The sequence below is a fragment of the Streptomyces racemochromogenes genome, assembly GCF_044129415.1.
GTDB lineage: Bacteria > Actinomycetota > Actinomycetes > Streptomycetales > Streptomycetaceae > Streptomyces > Streptomyces racemochromogenes_A.
In genome coordinates this window covers 1-19,373 of sequence record NZ_JBBDHD010000085.1, presented here as the reverse complement: position 1 = coordinate 19,373, position 19,373 = coordinate 1, and the positions used below count along the sequence as shown (strand labels likewise).

At 69.9% G+C, this 19,373-nt stretch carries 13 protein-coding genes and 1 pseudogene; 9 read left to right on the top strand and 5 right to left on the bottom strand.

Annotated features, from left to right (window positions below; translation table 11 throughout):
- Window positions 1-737: 737 nt before the first annotated feature.
- The 4 genes from WDV06_RS26075 to WDV06_RS26060 all read left to right on the top strand — a co-directional run bounded on the left by WDV06_RS26075 (window position 738) and on the right by WDV06_RS26060 (window position 8,618).
- The gene (locus WDV06_RS26075) at window positions 738-2,231 is read left to right on the top strand and encodes a hypothetical protein (RefSeq protein WP_395512215.1); all 1,494 of its coding nucleotides are present in this window, start codon (window positions 738-740) and stop codon (window positions 2,229-2,231) included.
- Window positions 2,228-3,043, top strand: coding sequence for a hypothetical protein (locus WDV06_RS26070; protein WP_376200109.1), 816 nt, complete (start codon window positions 2,228-2,230; stop codon window positions 3,041-3,043). The genes WDV06_RS26075 and WDV06_RS26070 overlap by 4 nt, the downstream gene beginning before the upstream one ends.
- 12 nt (window positions 3,044-3,055) lie before the next feature.
- Entirely contained in the window at window positions 3,056-7,522 is a 4,467-nt protein-coding gene (locus WDV06_RS26065) for a coiled-coil domain-containing protein (RefSeq protein WP_395512214.1), read from the top strand.
- A gap of 67 nt (window positions 7,523-7,589) precedes the next feature.
- Window positions 7,590-8,618 carry a hypothetical protein gene (locus WDV06_RS26060; RefSeq protein ID WP_395512213.1) on the top strand — a complete coding sequence of 343 codons (1,029 nt, stop codon included), beginning with the start codon at window positions 7,590-7,592 and terminating at the stop codon, window positions 8,616-8,618.
- A 535-nt stretch (window positions 8,619-9,153) separates the two neighbouring features.
- On the opposite strand, the gene exaC is transcribed toward WDV06_RS26060, so the two are convergent.
- Together exaC and WDV06_RS26050 are read right to left on the bottom strand one after the other, a co-directional pair.
- Window positions 9,154-10,677, bottom strand: coding sequence for an acetaldehyde dehydrogenase ExaC (gene exaC / locus WDV06_RS26055; RefSeq protein ID WP_395512212.1), 1,524 nt, complete (start codon window positions 10,675-10,677; stop codon window positions 9,154-9,156).
- Between the two features lie 56 nt (window positions 10,678-10,733).
- Window positions 10,734-12,023 (bottom strand): helix-turn-helix domain-containing protein, encoded by a 1,290-nt coding sequence (locus tag WDV06_RS26050; protein ID WP_395512211.1) that lies wholly within the window; start codon window positions 12,021-12,023, stop codon window positions 10,734-10,736.
- A gap of 288 nt (window positions 12,024-12,311) precedes the next feature.
- Between WDV06_RS26050 and WDV06_RS26045 the strand changes: the two genes are divergently transcribed.
- Together WDV06_RS26045 and WDV06_RS26040 are read left to right on the top strand one after the other, a co-directional pair.
- The gene (locus tag WDV06_RS26045; RefSeq protein WP_395512210.1) at window positions 12,312-12,494 is read left to right on the top strand and encodes a hypothetical protein; all 183 of its coding nucleotides are present in this window, start codon (window positions 12,312-12,314) and stop codon (window positions 12,492-12,494) included.
- A 23-nt stretch (window positions 12,495-12,517) separates the two neighbouring features.
- Window positions 12,518-13,073: pseudogene (locus WDV06_RS26040) on the top strand (MOSC domain-containing protein).
- Window positions 13,074-13,108: 35 nt separating this feature from the next.
- Here the strand turns inward: WDV06_RS26040 and WDV06_RS26035 are convergent.
- Together WDV06_RS26035 and WDV06_RS26030 are read right to left on the bottom strand one after the other, a co-directional pair.
- Window positions 13,109-13,567, bottom strand: coding sequence for an SAM-dependent methyltransferase (locus WDV06_RS26035; protein ID WP_395512209.1), 459 nt, complete (start codon window positions 13,565-13,567; stop codon window positions 13,109-13,111).
- The gene (locus WDV06_RS26030; protein WP_395512208.1) at window positions 13,567-14,382 is read right to left on the bottom strand and encodes a hypothetical protein; all 816 of its coding nucleotides are present in this window, start codon (window positions 14,380-14,382) and stop codon (window positions 13,567-13,569) included. Before WDV06_RS26030 ends, WDV06_RS26035 begins: the two co-directional genes overlap by 1 nt.
- Before the next feature lie 134 nt (window positions 14,383-14,516).
- On the opposite strand from WDV06_RS26030, the gene WDV06_RS26025 reads away from it, so the two are divergent.
- Window positions 14,517-15,431, top strand: coding sequence for an oxygenase MpaB family protein (locus tag WDV06_RS26025; protein WP_395512207.1), 915 nt, complete (start codon window positions 14,517-14,519; stop codon window positions 15,429-15,431).
- Between the two features lie 54 nt (window positions 15,432-15,485).
- Here WDV06_RS26025 and WDV06_RS26020 read toward each other — a convergent pair whose 3' ends face one another.
- On the bottom strand, window positions 15,486-16,103 hold the full coding sequence (locus WDV06_RS26020; RefSeq protein ID WP_395512206.1) for a class I SAM-dependent methyltransferase: 618 nt from the start codon (window positions 16,101-16,103) through the stop codon (window positions 15,486-15,488).
- Window positions 16,104-16,256: 153 nt separating this feature from the next.
- Here WDV06_RS26020 and WDV06_RS26015 point away from each other — a divergent pair, with 153 nt between their 5' ends.
- Window positions 16,257-17,174, top strand: a complete 918-nt coding sequence (locus WDV06_RS26015; RefSeq protein ID WP_395512205.1) for an MHYT domain-containing protein — start codon at window positions 16,257-16,259, stop codon at window positions 17,172-17,174.
- 42 nt (window positions 17,175-17,216) lie between these two features.
- The gene (locus tag WDV06_RS26010; RefSeq protein WP_395512204.1) at window positions 17,217-19,319 is read left to right on the top strand and encodes a sensor histidine kinase; all 2,103 of its coding nucleotides are present in this window, start codon (window positions 17,217-17,219) and stop codon (window positions 19,317-19,319) included.
- Window positions 19,320-19,373: the final 54 nt, after the last annotated feature.

The window sequence follows — 19,373 nt, the reverse complement described above, 5'->3', positions numbered from 1 at the left end:
GGCAGGGCCTGGTCCGGAAATGGTCCGGATCTTTGTGAGGCACATGGGGGGCGTCAACGCACGCCTGACGGTTGGTGGGGGCCCATTTGGGAGCGGTTGGGCCAACGGAGGTTCGAAGTCCCCGGACAAGCGGTTCGGGCGGCACCAGGAGATTTCTTGTACAACGAACTGACGTCCGGGGCACGCAGGAAAGGTTGGTGCTGTATTCCTGCAAGATGCCGGAGTGGGACACCACCGATCCAGGATCCGGTGTCGCTCGTGACGCCTTTTCCAGTACCGCATTGGGTCGACTGGGAGTTCTCACACCGGATCCGGCTGGCCACCGAAGGGTGATCGCCGGGAGCGTGCGGACAGCGGCTCCATCCTTGATGTCTGGCTGCAAACCTCGCCGGCCCCAGAGGGTGACTGTTGTCACTGTCCTGGGGTCCGACGGCTGTTCGACCTAAGCCGCATCAAGCTACTCGACCACAGGGGCAAGGAGGGCGAGGTTACCGATGCGGTTGGCGTGAGGAGGGCAAAGCGGCCCGTCCTTTCCCGTAGGTCGTGATTGAGCCAAAGTGTTGAGATTCGCGCTGGGGTGGGATGCGTTGGTAACGGGCTTTTGCTAAGGAATCTGCAGTAAGTGAGCCTATAGGGCAATAAGTTACTAGCTGGTAGTCGCGATGGGTGCCGCCATGATTTGGCCATGCCTTGTGGATCAGAAGACACCCTCAGCTTCAAGCATGTCTAGTGACGCCATGAACGGTCAGGGGGGCGAACGGAACGTGTGGCCCGACGAAGGGCTCACACGCAGGCTCAAGGCGCTGGCCTGCACGGCGCCCTTGCACGAGCTCGACATTCGCAAGGCGAAACTGCCATGGCTGGACAGCTCTCATTACCAGATGGCCGAGGTGGCTCTGCAGATCATTGATCACGTGGCCATCGCGATGGACTACGACAGAGGGGCGAACCATGAGCAGGTCCTGCTCCGGGCCCGGGGTTTCGTCGGCTCGCAGGCGCCTGACCGCCCTGCCGACGAGCACACACGCGTCGCCGGATGGGTGCTCGACTCCCTGATTAACGTACGGGACATAGACAGGGGCTTCCGCCGCTTCTACGGAGAGGTGGACGACGCGGGTGCGTACGCGCTGAGGAAGTGGGACTTCAAGCTGATCGAAGAACGTTCGGACAGCAACGGAGACCTGTATCTGCGTGCTTCCAACGAGGCCTTGAACGTTTTGGTCGGCGCGTTGGACACAGATGTGGAATCAGCTCAGATTGCCGCCGAGGTGAGGTTGCGCAACCTCATCGGCAGGGGGCGGCTGACCGACGCGAAGGCCGTCGCCGAGCAGGCCCGTATCCGCACCATTCAGTACGCGGAGATCATCCGCGCTCAACTCGATGCCACGAGCCGGAACGTGACGACGGTCGACTGGACCGAAGAGGTACCGGACCTCCTCAACGAGGCTCTTGATCACGTCGGCCACCGGCTCCAGGAAGAGTCCGCGATCGCCCGGTCCGTTTCCACCGAGCGTGACCAGTCCGAGGATGCGGTCCGTAGGAAACAGGCCGCCGACCTGGTCGACATCGTGGAGGACTGCATTCGGCGGCACACCCGGCTGCAGATCCGTTTGCGCGGCGCTCGCACGCTCTTCCTCGACGAACAGGACCGCCAACAGTTCTCCGGAACCGCCCTCCGGGCTTCGGTGGACGTGTACGGCGACCTCCTTCAGCCGGTGCTCAGGCTTACGCTGGCCGATGCCTTCCATCCGGTGCGCTCCTTTTACGAGCAGTCCGTGGGGCCGACGACGGATGACCAGCTCTGTCTGGCCACGTTGGTTCCTGCGTTGCTCGCCCCTTCACCCGAACGCACCCGGTTCACGGGCGAGGAGGAGCCGGAGCTCGTCCCGGTGGTGGAAGTACGCGGATACACAGACAAGCAACAGCACGTGGCCGAGTCCTTGGTCGATCTGGCCGACGATGCACGGCCGTTGTCAGAGCTGCTGGAGGAGGCCGCTGCACTCGATCCGGAACTCCCCGACCTACTGGCGTTGTTAGCGCTGCGGGCCTTCAGTCCACAGTTGGGGGCGGCATTGAGCGAGGGAGCCGACCGCGTCCTGTTCGCCGTATCGGCGGGGATCTCATTGGACAGCCAAGGGTTCGAGGGTGACGACTTGTTGCTGACGTCTGCGGCATTCGACCGTGCGGCTCTGGACGCCGACCGTCTGGAGAGGAACAGCGGACGATCATGACCATCGAGACCATGGCCGAGGACGCGGAGGCCGCGGGCAGACTCATCGGATACGGCTTCAGGCCTAAGATCCGACCCGCGCGCGACAGTGCCTACGCGGCACTCGTAAAGCGCTATGCCGAGGACCCGGACTTCGAGACGCTCGTCACCCGGTACGCGGCGGGAATGGGGCTGAGGGTCATCGCGGTCACCTCGCGTGCCGGCATGGTGCACACCGCGCTGCCGGGGTCGGCCTTCGAGACTCGGATGGACCAGTACGCCCGGCACGTGCGGATGCGGGAGAGCCGGGAGGCCGAGCGCATCCTGTACGGCATCACGCACCTGGCTGTCGCGGCCCTGGCCTTCCCCCGGCCCGAGGACTTGGCCGATGACGGCTACCAGGGCAAGGTCCGGGTGTCGTCCATCGACCGGCTCGTGCGATCGGTATGCCGAGTGTTGGCGGAACGCGTCGCTGAGAGCGCGGAGTCGCAGGATCCACCGGCTCAAGCTCCGGAACTGGAGAGGGCCTGGCGGGCCTACGAACGTCGGCCCGAAGTCGCCCCCACCAAGGGCGGACGATCAGGGGCATCGGCCACTCGCAGCCTGATAGGGCGGGCTCTCGCGCACCTCGTTGATCGCGGGATGTTCCACCAGGGCAGAGCCGACTCCGAGGACGGGGAGAAGATCTTCGTCGCCACCCACCGCTATCAGGTCCATGTGCGCGAATTGGCCAGCACACGTGCCTATGAGGAACTGACCGCACTCGGGGTACTGCCTCCCATTGCTGGGACCGGGACACTCCGGACCACCCGCGCCGAGACGCTGTACGACTAGGAGAACTGCGCCATGTACGAGCTGTCCCGCGTCCGGCTGAGGACCGTTGGACCAGCAGGTGCCCGCTTCCACGACGTCACCCTGGACCTCAGTGGCGCGGGACGCCCGGTGGGTGCCGAGCAGGGAGCCCTCTTCGACGCCACCGCTACGACCTACCGACCCTCGCCCGCCAGCCTGGTTCTGCTGGAGAACGGGGGCGGCAAGTCCGTTCTTCTCAAGCTCGTCTTCTCCGTCGTCCTTCCCGGGCGGCGCCATACCGTGGGCACGACCAACACGCGCGTCCTGGAGAAGTTCGTCATGCCCAAGGACGTGTCCCACATCGTTCTGGAGTGGATGAACCCGCTCACCGGCGATCTGCTGCTCACCGGCAAGGTGCTGGCATGGCGCAACCAGGTTGCCTCCGAAGTCTCGGACAACCTCAGCGAGCGCTGGTACTGCCTCCGGCCCAGTAACGAGATCAACCTTCGAACCCTCCCGATGGCGGTCGGTGCGAAGTCGCGCACCTTGGACACATACCGGGACGAGCTCCAGGAGGCGCACGCGGCTGACCAGAGTCTGGACCTGTACTGGACACGGCATCAGGGCGACTGGACGAATAGGTTGCAACTGCTCGGCATCGACCCCGAACTCTTCAGGTACCAGCGGGAGATGAACGTCGACGAAGGCGAAGCGGCGAACTGGCTCAAGCTCGATTCGGACGTGAAGTTCGTCGACTTCCTGCTGCGGGCGATCGTCAGGTCAGAGGAAATGGACGACCTGGCGGCGCTGGTCTCCGAACACGTGGAGCGGCTCGCGAGCCGTGGGTTGCTCCTCACCGAGCGGGAGTTTGTCGCCGGCGCACTCGATCTCCTGGGCCCGATCGTAGAACTGGCCGAAGCGGGCCGCCTATCGCGGCGCCGAGCGGAGAAGGCCGCCCGTGATGTCACGGAGCTGGGCGAACGGCTTCGGGTGCGCGCGCGAAGCGAGCAGGACGTGGTGCGTGGACAGCGCGCAAAGGTCGTCACGTCGCAAGAGGAACTCGATGAGCTGACACGCGCCGCCGACCAGGCCGAGGCGATCGTGGTCGAACTGCGTTGCCACCTTGTCTACTTGAAACACAAGATGGCTCAGCGGGAGCTGACGGCGAGCGAGGATGCACTGTCGCAGGCTCGCGCTCTCGTCGCCGCGTGGCGAGAGACTTCGACCGTGCATGAGTACGACGACAGCATCGCTCAGGTCAAGGCGCTGACCGATCTCATCGGCGCTGAGGAGGAGAAGGCCCGTCCGGCATTGGAAGAACGCGACGTCGCGGCCCGCCGCCTTGCACGCAGCCTGTGGGCGACGGCTGACGAGGCTGCCCAAACTGCCTCCGGCGAGCTGAAGCGGGCTGCGGCCGGGGAGAAGGAGAAGAGCGCCGCACAAGAGCGTGCTCGCGCGGCGCACCGAGACGCCACGAAGGCCGAATACGAGGCCGCCCAGTTCTGCCAATCGATCACACGCCTGCACGAGGACATCGAGGCAGCCGTCGCCGACGGTCTGCTGCATGACGCCGTCGCATTGCCCCGGACCGTGGAGACCGTTCAGAAAGGACGCGACAACGCAGCCCAGCGAGTGACGGATCTAGAACGAGAATGGGCAGAACTCGCAGATCGAGAGGCCCTCGCGCAGGACGAGTTGCGGAAGGCCGGGGCGGAGGCAGGAGACCTGCGTGGGCGTCGTGACGGTCTCATCGCCCGCCTGGACGAGGTCCGCACACAAACAGCGCGCTTGGAAGCGAACCCCCGACTCGCCGGGCTCCTCGATGTGCCGCACATCGACCTCGAACGCGACGTGACCTCGCTCCTGGACGCGTTGACCACCGCACGCGGTGAGGCCGAACGAGAACGGACCGAGCTCAAGGTCGTTGAGTCCATCGATGAACAGGCACGCCTCGCCCTGGCCGCAGGCGACCTCCTGCCACCCGCCCAGGTGGTCTCTGACGCCTGCAAGGCGCTTGAGACCGCAAAAGTGGTCGCGGTCCCGGGGTGGCGCTACCTCTCGGCCATCCCCGATGCTGACCGGCGACGAGACATCGTGGAGCGGCTGCCGCACCTGGCCGCGGGAATCCTCCTTCACGATCCTGACGACATCGACCGGGCCCGAGAAGTACTCACGGCACTGCGTCCCCAGCCGACCGTTTTTGTTTCGGTTTCGACAACCAGGACCTTCACTGACCCCGAGGCGGAACTGACAGGCGGCGTCGAGGCGGTGATCCCGCCCCACCCCGCTCTGTATGACGTGGACGCGGCATACGCCGAGCACGAGGCGATCAACGCTCGGTACGCCGTAAACAGTGCCCGGGCCGAGGAGCTTGCCGCACGCATCGAGCAGGACGGCAGTCTGACCTATGCCCTCACGAACTGGCGGACGCTTTACCCGGAAGGCAGTATCGCCGCACTGACCGAAGAACTCGCGGGTGTGGTGCTGGAGCACACAGCCGCCGAAGCTCAGGTGGCCGAACGCCGGGAAATGCTCCAGACGCTCCAGGAAGGGCGGCAGAAGATCAAGGAGGAGCTCCCGCCCCTGCGTGAGACTCGGGACTCGCTCACCAAACGGCTGGAGCGTCTCAGGGAACTTGCCGACCGGCACGGCCATTTGGCGGAGTGGACAGAGCAGGTGTCGGTCGCGACAGCGAGGGTACGGGAGTACCAGGAAGCCGCGGGGAAAGCAGAGGATGAGGCCGCCGAGCTCCAGAAGCTCGTCACGGACCATCAACGCAGAGCAGACGAACATCGACGCACCGTGCGTATCGTCAACGAAGAGCGAGCCAAGCTACCCGGAAGCGAGGTCGTCCGCCGCTCCGATCCTGTTCCCGAACTCTCCACAGCCTTGCTGCGGAGCACGTACGACCAGGCCGCAGCGCGATACCTGCGCGTCCAGGTCGGGAGCGACCTGCTGGAAGAACGTGAGCGAGCAGACGAACGTGCCGCCAAGGCGAAACGAGCCTACTTCGAGCTCTCCGAGGAACTCCGCGACAGGGCGGCCGTACTGCTTAAGAGCCCCGAGGGTTCCGAGGAAGCCGCGCGAGTGACGGCTTTGGAAATTGCGGTCCATGCGGCGGAGGAAGCCGAGGCCGGAGCACGGAAGGCAGCAGTGGCCGAGTCCCGCCGTGCGGACGAACTAACAGCTGCGAAGGGTCGCGTGACGACCAAAGTAAAGATTCCCGAGTACCCGGTCGACATCGAGTCCTGTATTGAAGCAGTTGATGAAGCCGGCCGACAGCAGACTTTAAGTGCTCGCAAGGTGACGGCCCAGCAGGAACTGCACATTCGGCTCGGACACCAACTGGAGAGTGCCGAGGCATCGGCGAAGGCCTTCCAGTTCATCGTCGACGGATTTACCACAGACTTGCCCGAGGGTGGCAGCGAGGCCGTAGGCATCACGCCCTACGAAGGGGATGCGGGCACAGCCCAGGACCTCGTCACCCGGCTGACCAAGGAACGAACGGCCTGCGAATCGCATGCCTACACCGACGAGCAGACCCTGCGCGCGGCTACGGAGAGAATCACGCACCACGCCGCTGCCCAAGAGTTCAAAGACCTGCACGTCCGTGTGCAGACACAGATTCGTATTGCGGGTTGGGAAACGGTGGCGGCCCGCGCCACTGAGTGGACCGACGCCCTCCGGCCGCGCCTGCGCGCCTTGAACGAGGAGATCGACCAGACAGAGCGACACCGCACACTGATCGTGCAGAACCTCAAAGCGCAGGTCGACAAGGCATTGGCCTCGTTGCGTCAGGCGCAGCGGATGTCACGACTGCCGGCAAGCCTGGACGACTGGGCCGCTCAGGAGTTCCTCCGCTTCCGTTTCACCCCGGCAGAGGGCGACACCGCGCACCTGCGCATCGGCGAGGTCATCGACGAGGCGGCGAAGGGCCATACTGCGGATGGACGGACGGTGCGCAGGGATGGGATGTCGCTGCTGCTCGCGGGGGTGAGGGCAGTAGTCCCCAAGGGGTTCCGGATCGACATGCTCAAGCCCGACGCTGTGCTGCGCAACGAGCGGATCAGAGTCTCTGAGATCAAGGACGTTTTCTCCGGCGGGCAGCACCTCACCGCGGCCATCCTTCTGTACTGCACCATGGCCGCCCTGAGGGCGAGTAACCGGGGCAGGGAGAGGGACACGCACTCTGGTGTCCTGTTCCTCGACAACCCGATCGGCCGGGCCAACGCAGACTATCTGCTGGCCCTCCAACGCAAGGTCGCCGAAGCACTGGGCGTGCAACTCATCTACACCACAGGGTTGTCCGACGACGGCACGCTCAAACGCTTTCCTCTCATTCTGAGGTTGCGTAATGACGCCGATCTGCGGGCGGGACGCAAGTACCTCAGCGTGACCGACCGAATCCAGGAGGCGCTCGACGTATTGGCCGAGCCGGACGGCACGGGCAACGTCACTGCCACCAGAATCTTCAAGCGAGAGACGGAAGACGGAAGCCCCCGTGAAGCACAGGCAAAGTGAGTTCATCCGGCACCTGAGAGCTGGTGCCACCGAGGCGGGCTGGAACGGCGCACGCAGGACACGCGTCGTGCTGGACGACATCTGGGTGGCATTCCGGAGGGTGAATAACCGTAATCCGGACGGTGAATACGAACCGCTACTCATGTCACGACTATTGGACGAGCTCGAACAGCACGGTCTGATCGAGCAAATGAAGCAACGTACCCGGGACAAGGTGTCCCTGCCAGTCAAGATCTGGCTCTGTGCCACCGCTCCTCCGCGATCCGCCGTACCGCCTATGCCGCACTGGCACCCCGACCTCTACCGGCTCGCCCGGGAGTGGCCGACCGCGACTTCGAAGCAGCGCTCCGCGTATGCGGCCGTCAATCAGTGGCTGATGACCGATCCGGACTTCTTTCCTGTGCCGCTCCGGGAGCGGGCTCTGGAGATCTTCGGAACTTACGGAAGCGAAGCGGATTTCCCTATGCCGGAAAAGACCTTCGACACCCTGCGCTCGGGGCCGATCTTCGGAGACCCCGAGCGTCTGCACGCGACTCTGCGTACGTTCACGACGCACCCACCGCTGCTCACAGAGACGTTCCTGACCGAAATCGGGGACGGCTACTACCAGCGTGTCGGCTCGGGAGACATTCTGCTCGTGGTCGAAAACTCGGCCACCTGGTGGTCTCTCGTGCACAGCCTCCCCGACAACCACCGGCTGGGGTACGTCGCCTGGGGACTCGGCGGCACATTCCGTGCGTCGGTCAACACGCTCGCGGCAAAGCACCTTATCAAGGAGATCCGCTACTTCGGTGACCTTGATCTCAGCGGTATCCGTATTCCGCACGCGGCATCCAAGACGGCGATGGATCGAGGCCTTCCTGCTGTCCAGCCCACTGAACGTCTTTACGGCGCGCTGCTGGAACTAGGACGCGCACGCTGTGCGAAGGAGAGGGGTATCGATGCAGGGGAGGCTTGCGCTCTGGCCGAGTGGATGCCCATAGCTCACCGGGCGAAGGCGGTCGGCCTCCTGACCGCTGGCCGGCGCTTGGCGCAGGAGTGGGTCGGCTACCGGTACTTGACGCGCAACACGGCTTGGCACGCCGACCTCGTTTGACTTAGGCCGGACGCATCGGCGCGGGCATACGGCACCTGCGCACGATGATCGGCACGTCGCAGACCACGCGTATCGCGTGTCATGTACGCAAGTACAGGTGGGTGCACAAGATCAAGAAGTATAGTCTGATGTCGGTGTGCGGCGCGTTGGGCTTCGTGCAGGGCCTTGCGCCGAGCCGTGATACTCGTCGTGCCGACCCTCTCGCCGATCTCGCCCCAGGCCGCTACTGACCAGCGTGCTTGAGGAAGCGATGGCGCCTGCGGTGCGGGCGACGACCGCCTCATTGGTGTCATGTAGAGACCGGGCTCTGGGGTGAATAGTAGTGCCGTGCCTCCGTTCCCCAAGGATGAATTCGCTCATTCTGGGTTTTCGTAGGGCTGCCAGATTTCAAACTTCTTGGTCCGTGACTGGTCCGGAGGAAGGGACTGAAGCGGTCCAGAGGTCGCTTAAGGGCCTCGTTCGATTACTTTCTGTAATTGACGTGAGCGTTGCCTGGAGAGGGCAATGCCCTCTCCAGGCAACGGATTTCTGCTCTCTAGAAGAAGCCGAGCTTCTTCGGCGAGTAGCTGACCAGCAGGTTCTTCGTCTGCTGGTAGTGCTCCAGCATCATCTTGTGGGTTTCGCGGCCGATGCCCGACTGCTTGTAGCCGCCGAAGGCGGCGTGGGCCGGGTACGCGTGGTAGCAGTTCGTCCAGACGCGGCCCGCCTGGATCGCGCGGCCCGCGCGGTAGGCCGTGTTGACGTCGCGGGTCCAGACGCCCGCGCCCAGGCCGTACGCCGTGTCGTTGGCGATGCGGACCGCGTCGTCGAAGTCCTCGAACGAGGTCACCGACACCACCGGGCCGAAGATCTCCTCCTGGAAGATCCGCATCCGGTTGTCCCCCTCGAAGATGGTCGGCTGGACGTAGAAGCCGCCCGACAGGTCGCCGCCGTGGTCGATGCGGCCGCCGCCCGTGAGGATCTTCGCGCCCTCCCGCTGGCCGATCTCCACGTACGACAGGACCTTCTTCAGCTGCTCCTCCGAGGCCTGCGCGCCGATCATCGTGTCCGTGTCCAGCGGGTGGCCCGGCACGATCAGTTCGGTGCGCGCGACCGCCGCGTCCAGGAAGTCGCCGTAGCGGCCGCGCTCGACCAGGGCGCGCGAGGGGCTCGTGCACACCTCGCCCTGGTTCAGCGCGAACATCGTGAAGCCCTCCAGCGCCTTGTCGCGCAGGTCGTCGTCCTTCGCCCAGATGTCGTCGAAGAACAGGTTCGGGCTCTTGCCGCCCAGCTCCAGCGTGACCGGCTTCAGGTGCTCCGCCGCGTACTGGAGGATCAGCCGGCCCGTCGCCGTCTCCCCGGTGAAGGCCACCTTCGCCACGCGCGGGCTCGATGCCAGCGGCTTGCCCGCCTCCTCGCCGAAGCCGTTGACGATGTTCACCACCCCGGGGGGAAGGAGGTCCGCCACCAGGCTGAGCCAGTAGTGGACGGACGCCGGGGTCTGCTCGGCGGGCTTGAGTACCACCGTGTTGCCCGCGGCCAGGGCCGGGGCCAGCTTCCACACCGCCATCAGGATCGGGAAGTTCCACGGGATGATCTGCCCGACCACGCCCAGCGGCTCGTGGAAGTGGTAGGCCACCGTGTCCTCGTCCAGCTGGCTGAGGGAGCCCTCCTGCGCGCGCAGCGCCCCCGCGAAGTAGCGGAACTGGTCCACGGCCAGCGGCAGGTCGGCGGCGAGGGTCTCGCGGACCGGCTTGCCGTTCTCCCAGGTCTCCGCGACGGCCAGGGCCTCCAGGTGCTGCTCCATGCGGTCCGCGATGCGCAGCAGGATGCCCGCCCGCTCCGCGGCCGGCGTACGGCCCCAGGCCGGGGCCGCCGCGTGGGCCGCGTCCAGGGCCCGCTCCACGTCCTCCGCCGTGCCCCGGGCGACCTCCGTGAAGGGCTGTCCGGTGATGGGGGAGCGGTTCTCGAAGTACCGGCCGCGCGCGGGCGGCACGTACTCCCCGCCGATGTGGTGGTCGTAGCGCGTCGCGTACGCCATCAGGGCGCCCTCGGTGCCGGGTGCGGCGTAACGGGCCATGGTGGTCCTCCCCTTGCCGGGCGCCGCCCGCCGTCGGACAGCGCTCGGGAGGGAGGCTAGGGGCGGGCGGGTTGCGGGAACGTTGCACGCCCCGCGCCCAGTTCCTCGTCGAGGGAGCGTACGCGGGCCAGCGCGGCCGGCCGGTCCCGCGGCGGCAGCGCCGCGGCCAGGGCCCGCCACACCTCCGGGTCCTCCGCGCCCCACGGGCTGCACACCCAGTCCGACAGCAGTCCCACGTCCGCCCGGGCGATCACCGCCGCCCGCGCCTGGTCCTCGATCCGCCGCCGCAGCCGGACGATCCCCGGGGCCGAGGAGGCCGGCAGCAGGGGACCCGGATAGCGGGTGAGGGCGGCCGAGACGGCGCCCGTCGCCAAGTGCCGTGTCACGGCGGTGAAATCGGCCTCCAGGGGGACGGCGGTGCGGTACGGGCGCGAGAGCAGGTTCCCGGCGCCCAGGAGCGCCCGCAGCCGGGACATCTCCGCCCGCAGGGTCACGGCCGCCACCGACTCGTCCTCGTAGAGGCAGTAGGCCAGCTCCTCCCCGGTCAGCCCCTCCGGGTGCTGTGCGAGCAGGGCCAGGATCTCGCTGTGCCGCCGCCCCGTCGTGATCCGCCGCCCGCCGAGCACCAGCAGCGCCTCGTCCCGGCCCAGCGCGGTCAGGGTGTGGGCGGCGGCCGCGTCCGGCTCGGGTGGCAGCAGCGCCAGCTGGGCCTCGGCCGCCCGGGCCACCGCTCGTACGAAGGCCAGCGAGTGGGGGTGGGCCAGACCGTCCCCGCCCGTGATGTCCACCGCCCCCAGCACCCGTCCGGTGCGCGGGTCCCGGACCGGCGCCGCCGCGCAGGTCCAGGGGTGTACGCGGCGGCTGAAGTGTTCGGCCCCGAAGACCTGTACGGGTTCTCCCAGCGCGACCGCCGTACCGGGGGCGTTGGTTCCCATCGCCGTCTCCGCCCAGCGCGAGCCCGGGACGAAGCCCAGCCCCTCGGCCCGGCGCAGGGTGGCGGGTTCGCCCTCGACCCACAGCAGGCCGCCCCGCGCGTCGCACACGGCCAGCAGGTGGGCCCCGTGCGCGGCGAACGTTCCCACCAGGTCCCGGAACAGCGGCATCACCCGGGCCAGCGGATGCCGCTCCCGGTACGCCAGCAGCTCCGGCTCCGGCCGCTCCAGCCGGGGCGCGCACTCGGGGCTGACCCGGGCCCGGGCGCAGCGCCGCCAGGACTTCGCGATCACCGCCCGGACCGGCGGCTCGACCCGCCCGTCCCGGGTGAAGGCCTCGTGCGCCCGCCGCAGGACGCGCGTGCGTTCGACGGGATCGGCCCCGCCCGGCAGCGCCGGCGACGGATCGCCCATGTGACCTCCCAGGGACCGTGGCGCCGCGGTGAGCGGAGCGCCCCCATCGTGGTGCGGTCGGGGGAGCCCGGCAAGCATCACGTCGGCCACTCCGCGCCGAAACCCGCCTCCTGCGCGCGCGCCCGCCCGAGCCGCGGCCGCCCGTCCGGGCCCGGTGCCGTCCGGCGGCCGGTCATCGGTCGTCGGTCGTGTCGCGTGGAGTTCGCGCGGAGTCCGTGTGGCCGGGAACGTGCCACCGCCGCGGCGCGTTGTGGGGGTAGTGGCCGACGCAGGAGGAGGTGTCCGCAGATGTCGAAGGGCGGAAGGACCGCGGTCGTCGCGGTCGCGGCAGCGGTCGTGCTGTTCTGGCTGTTCGGATTCTGGCCGGCGGTGGCGGTTCTGATCGGGGTGCCGGTGCTGGCCTATCTCCTCCTGGACTCCTCCCAGAGGCGTCGGGTGCGCGGGATGTCGAGGAAACGGCTCGGCCGCTGAAGCGGCGGAGGGGGGGAAGACACATGAGCACCACCACCACGGCACAGGTCGCGGCGGTCAGCAGCAACGGCGTGTACTCCTTCACCAAGCCGAACCGCGAGAGCATCACCCTGCTCACCGGTCTCGGCGTCGAGGGCGACGTGCACGCCGGGGTCACGGTCAGGCACCGCTCGCGCGTGGCGCGGGACCCGACCCGGCCGAACCTGCGCCAGGTGCACCTGATCCACCGGGAACTCTTCGACGAGGTCGCCGGCGCGGGTTACGAGGTCGGGCCCGGCCAGCTCGGGGAGAACGTCACCACCGAGGGCATAGACCTCCTGGCCCTGCCGACCGGCACCCTGCTGGGCATCGGCGCGGAGGCGGTCGTGGAGGTGACCGGGCTGCGCAACCCGTGCCCGCAGATCAACGCCTTCCAGGACGGACTGCTCAAGCAGGTCGTCGGCCGGGACGAGGAGGGCAGGCCGGTCCGCAAGGCGGGGATCATGGGCGTGGTCCACCGGGGCGGCACGGTCCGCCCCGGCGACCCCATCACGGTCACCCTCCCCCCCGCTGCCGCACATACCGCTCGAACGGGTCTGAGCGGATGCGCCCCGGGTAGGGCGGGTGCGGATGCCTCAGTAGTAGTCGCGCATCAGGGCGGTCGCCCACTCCGGCTGGTGGACCCCGCCCCGCGGGCCGAACTCCTCCATGTACGGCTTGAGGTCGAGCACCGGGGTGCCGTCCACCGCGTCCAGTCCCTCCACGTGCACCTCCAGCCCGTCGACCCGCACCACCCGGCACCGCGAGACGCCGAGCCGGTTGGGCCGGTTCTTCCCGCGCTGGGCGAAGATGCCGACCAGCGGCCAGTCCCGGTTCCCCCGGGGGTGCCGGGCGCCCGTCTCGATCTTCTCCACCGGTACCCGGTCGAAGTGGTAGACGACCTCGACGTGCGAGAAGTCCTCCAGCCCGTAGAGGGCCTCCGGCCCGAAGAGCTCGGCGTCGAGCCGGATCACGGCCTGTTCCCGCCCCCAGTCGTCGTCCACTGCGTCCGCCCGGCCGCCCACGACCACGCCCACGGGCACCGACTCGACCATCACTGTTCCCCGTTCTCCGTCCGTCCTCGGGCCGGCCGTATGGCGACGCGGTCCAGCGCCGCCAGCAGGCCGGACAGCTCGGGCAGCCCGCCCGCACCCTGGCGGGGCACCGCCAGCACCTCGCCCGGCTCCTCGTCCAGCAGGACGAACGCCGCCTCGCCGGTGCGGGCCACCAGCGACCAGCCGGGCCCGTCCGCCCGGAGGGCCCGTACGCCCTCGCCCGCGAAGGACGACCGGACCCGCCCCGGCGGCGGGGCCTGCCGGGTGTAGCCCTCGGCCTCCCGCAGCGCCCGCGCCAGCCCGGGGTGTGCGGCGGCCGCGGCCCCGCCGTCCTCCGCCACGCGCTCGCGCCAGTCCGCCCACTCCCGGGCGATCTGGTCCGCGCCCAGCCTCCGCTGCACCGGCCCCCAGGTGTCCGCCGACGGCGGGGCCAGCGGCACCCGTCCCGTCCCGTCCGCACCCCGCTCCGGGTCGTGCGGTGCCGGGATGCCGGGCGCGGACACGGTCAGCTCCAGCGGCCAGCCCGCCAGCGAGAGCACGACCGTCCGTTCGTCGGGCGACAGGTCGTACTCCATGCCGCAGTCCCAGGAGGCGATGGCGGCGGCGACGAGCGAGACGTCGTCCACGACGACCGTCCAGCGGGCGCCCTCCTCGTCCTGGCCGAGCACCAGCCCGTACCCCTCGGCGGCGGGCGGCACGCCCAGCAGCGCGCACGCCTCCGGGAAGTCGTCGCCGAGCAGCGCCGGGAACTGCGTGGGGGTCAGCAGCACGGCACTCAGCACGTACAGAGAGCCCCCGCCCTCCTCGTCCGACACGTGGCCTCCCGATCGCAGTCTCGTGGGCGCACCCTAACCAGCCGGTAACTCGCCCGTCGAGACCCGGCGGGCGGCGATTTCCAAGCCCGCTACCTGCACGTAGAGTTGGGGACCCGCCACAGAAAGGGAGACCGGTGCAGCGTTACGACCGGCTGAAGGAGATCCTCCGGCTCGACCCCGACAGGGACTTCCTCGCCATCTACCGGCTCACCGCCACCTACGAGTTCCCCTGGGACTTCACCCGCGCCCTGGAACTCGCGCTCTTCCGCACCTACGCCGTCCCGAGCATCGGCGGCCTGCTCGCCGAGACGGCCGAGTTCACCGAGCGCCCCCAGAAGCGCTACGACGACACCGCGCTGCTCCTCGACGCGGTCGTGGAGCACGGCTTCGACCACGACACGGCGCGCACCGCCATCCGCCGCGTCAACCAGATGCACCGCAGCTACGACATCTCCGACGACGACATGCGCTACGTCCTGTGCACGTTCGTGGTGATCCCCGCACGCTGGATCGACGCCTACGGCTGGCGCCCGCTGACCCACCACGAGCGCCGCGCCTGCGCCCGCTATTACGCCGAGCTGGGCAGGCACCTGGGCATCAAGGACGTTCCGGACACCTACGAGGAGTTCGAGACCACCCTCGACGCCTACGAGGAGGCCCACTTCGGCTGGGACGAGGGCGGCCGCGCGGTGGCCGACTCCACCCTCGGCCTGATGGCCTCCTGGTACCCGGCACCCCTCGCCCCCGCCGTGCGCGGCGCGAGCCTGGCCCTGCTCGACGAACCGCTGCTGAAGGCCTTCCGCTACGAGCGCCCGCACCCCGCGGTCGGCCGCCTGGTCCGCACCGCCCTGCGGCTGCGCGGCCGGGCGGTACGGCTGCTGCCGCCGCGGACGGCCCCGCACTACGCGCGCCAGAACCCGGAGATCAAGGGCTACCCCCACGGTTACGACGTGGGCGAGCTCGGCACCTTCCCGGTGCCCGGGGCGAGCGGCTGCCCCGTGCCCCACCCGCGCCGCCCGGCAGGAGCGGACGCCCAGCCTCCGGCGTAGCCGCCCGGTCCGGCGGGGACCCCGGGGCGGGTGCCGGCGTACCGCGGGCCCCTGTCAGGGGCGGCGGACGGCCAGGACGAGGAAACGGGCGTCCTCGTCGGCGTACGAGGTCATCTCCCAGCCGGAACCGGCCAGCAGCGGGCCGAGGTTGTGCTCGGCCCGCAGGTCGTCCGGGGTCAGCTCGCGGCCGTGGCGCGCGGCCAGGGCGGCTCGCCCGATCGGGTGGAACAGGGCGAGCCGACCGCCGGGGCGGACCACGCGGGCGAGCTCGCCCAGGTTCGCCGCCGGGTCGGGCAGGTGCGCGACCAGCCCGGCCGCGAACACCGCGTCCAGCACCCCGTCGCGCAGCGGCAGGCGGGCGACGTCCGCGCGCAGCAGCGTCCCGTCCGCCCCGCGTCCCGCCCGCCGGGCGGCGGCGAGCATCGGCGCGGTGAGGTCCACGCCGAGCACGGTCCCGGAAGGGCCGACGGCCGCGCGCAGCGGGGTCAGCGCCCGCCCGGTCCCGCAGCCGGCGTCGAGCACCCGGTCGCCCGGCCCGATCCCGCACGCGGACACGGCCGTCGCGAAGGCGGGCCCGTCCTCCGGGAACTTCTCGTCCCAGGCGTCCGCGCGCGCCCCGAAGAACTCCTGTACACGCGTGTGGTCCTCGCTCATACGGTTCACAGTGCTCATGCGCCCATGATTCCGCACCCGGGGCGGCCGGTGGGCAAGCTGCCCCCTGCCGCGATCGCAGATGAACGCATGTCTGTCATATTCCAGCAGTTCCAGCGGCTTTCGAAATGCGCTCCGTGTTCGCCCCCTCACCCGGACTAGCGTCCGGTGGCCATGGGACACCTGGACCACGCCGCCTATGGCTGGCTGACACCCGCGCTGTCATACGTGATGGCCTCGATCGGCGCCGCCCTGGGGCTGCGCTGCACCGTCCGCGCGCTCGCCGCGACGGGCCCCTCCCGCCGCAACTGGCTGGTCACCGCCGCCTCCTCCTTCGCCACCTGCATCTGGACGATGCACTTCGTCGCCATGCTGGGCTTCCACATCACCGGTACCGAGATCCACTACGACGTGCCGCTGACCCTGCTCAGCCTCCTCGTCGCCGTGCTCGTCGTCGGCGCCGGCCTCTTCGCCGTCGGCTATGGCAGGGACCGCGGCCGCTCCCTGGTCCTCGGCGGGCTCACCACCGGCCTCGGCGTCGCGAGCATGCACTACCTGGGCATGGCGGCCCTGCGGCTGCACGGCCGGATCACCTACGACCCGCTCGTCGTCGGGATCTCCGTCGCCATCGCCGTCGTCGCCGCGACCGCCGCGCTCTGGGCCGCCCTCAACATCAGGTCACCGCTGGCCGTCGCCGCAGCCTCCCTCGTCATGGGCGCGGCCGTCAGCAGCATGCACTACACCGGGATGATGGCCGTCTCCGTCCGGGTGACCCCTTCGGCCCAGGCGCTGCCGGGGGCCACCGCGCTGCAGTTCATCTTCCCCCTGGCGGTCGGGCTGGGCTCCTACCTCTTCATCACCGCGGCCTTCGTCGCCCTGTCCCCGACGGCCGACGAGCGGGCGGCGTCGGCCTCCGCGTCCGCCTTCGTCCCCGCGCCCGCCCCGGCTGCGGACCCTTCCCCCGCCCCGGTTGCGGATCGTTCCCCCGCCCCGGCCGCGGACCCTTCCCCCGCCCCGGTCCCCGTTTCCGCCTCCCCGTACCCGCCCGGCCGCGCGCGGCCGTCGGCGGAGCGTCCCGCGGCCTCCCGCTGACCCCCGCGCCGTCCAGCCGTACCGCCCCGGAACGAGGAGCCCATGCGCACACCCCGCAGAAGACCGGAACCAGCGCCGCCGCGGCCGCCCGCGCCCCTCTCGCGCGGCCGCCGCGCCCACGCCGGTCCCCCCGCACACGAGGCGGCCGGGCCGGGGCTCCCCGGCGGGGGGACCGGCGCGGGCGACGGCCACCCGGCGCGGACGGGGCTCCGGCTGCGGCCCGCCACCGTCCGCGCCAAGATCGTCTCACTGCTGATGGTCCCCGTGGTCTCCCTGCTGGCCCTCTGGGGCTTCGCCACCGTCGGCGCCGCCCAGGACATCGTCCGCACCGGCCGCGTCCGGCAGGCCGACGCCGAGATCCGCACCCCCGTCGCCGCCGCCCTCACCGAGATCCAGGCCGAACGCCGGGCCGCCGTCCGCTTCCTGGCCGACCCCGCCTCCGACCAGGCCTCCGCCCTCGAACAGCAGGCCCGGCGGACCGACGCGGCCGTACGGCGGCTGAGGCTGGGCGAGAGCCACACCGTCGCCGACTCCGGCGGCTACCGCACCGACGTGGCCGTCCGGCTCGGCGCCTTCGTCGCCGACGCGGAAGCACTCGGCTCCGCCCGCCAGGACATCACCGGCCGCCGGGCCACCCCGGACGGCGCCTACGACACGTACACCCGCGTGGCCGATTCCGCCCTCGCCGTCGAGGGCGCCCTGGCCGACGGCCGGGACGCCGGCTCCGGGCCGGGCACCCGGGTCCTGCTGGAGTTCGCCCGGGCCGCCGAAACGCTCTCCCGGGAGGACGCGCTGCTCGCCCTGCCGGGTCCCCGCACCGCCGACGCGCAGCGCCGGCTGACCGGCATGGTGGAGACCCGCCGGGTCCTGACCGCGGCCGGCGCGGCGGACCTGCCCCCCGGCCAGCGGGCGGTCTGGGAGTCCGTGGCGAAGAGCGCCGCCTACGCCGAGCTCACCGGCGCCGAGGACAAGGCCCTGACCCCCGCGGCCGCGGGCGCCGGCGCCTCCGCCGCCAAGGAGCCGCGCGGCACGCCCCCGGGCTGGGACGGCGCCTACAGCAGCGTCAGCAGCTCGATGCGCGAGATCGGCCAGGCCGCGCACGCCGAGACGGCGGACCGGGCCGACCCGCTCGCCGAAGCCGCCCTCAGCCCGGCCGGCGCCGCCGTGCTGCTGGGCCTGGCCGCCGTCGCCGTGTCGCTCGTCATCTGCGTCCGCATCGGCCGCTTCCTGGTCGTGGAACTGGTCTCGCTGCGCAACTCCGCCCTGGAGATCGCCCACCGCAAACTGCCGCAGGCCATGGACCGGATCCGGGCGGGCCGGGCCGACGAGATCGACATCGACGCCGAGGCCCCGCCGGGTCCGCCCGCCGCGGACGAGATCACCCAGGTCCGCCAGGCCCTCTCCACCGTGCACCGGGCCGCCCTCGGAGCCGCCGTCGAGCGGGCCGAACTCGCCAGCGGGGTCAGCGGCGTCTTCGTCAACCTCGCCCGCCGCAGCCAGGTCCTGGTCCACAAGCAGCTCAGCCTGCTCGACTCGATGGAGCGCCGCGCCGACGACCCGGGCGAGCTCGGCGACCTCTTCCGCCTCGACCACCTCACCACCCGGATGCGCCGCCACGCGGAGAGCCTGATCATCCTGTCGGGCGCCGCCCCCGGCCGGGCCTGGCGGACCCCGGTGCCGCTGACGAACGTCGTGCGCGCCGCCGTCTCCGAGATCGAGGACTACCCCCGCGTCGAGGTGCAGGGGCTCGTGGAGGTCTCCGTGGCCGGGGGGTCGGTCGCCGACCTCACCCACCTCCTCGCCGAACTGATCGAGAACGCCGCCCAGTTCTCCCCGCCGCACACCCGGGTCCGGGTCGGCGGCGAGCCCGTCGGCGCCGGCTACGTGCTGGAGGTCGAGGACCGCGGGCTCGGGATGGGACGCGAGGCCCTCGCCGCGGCGAACCGCCGCATCGAGCAGTCCGAGGACCTCGACCTCTTCGACAGCGACCGCCTCGGGCTCTTCGTGGTCAGCCGGCTCTCCGCACGCCACGGCATCCGGGTGCACCTGCGGCCCTCCCCGTACGGGGGCACCACCGCCGTGGTGCTGCTGCCGCTCTCCCTCCTCCAGGGCGCCATAGAGGCCCCGCCGCCGGTCGTCGCGTAGCCCGCGCCCCTACGACCTGCCCGACTTCACGGGCCGGGCCGAGGAGCTGAACGA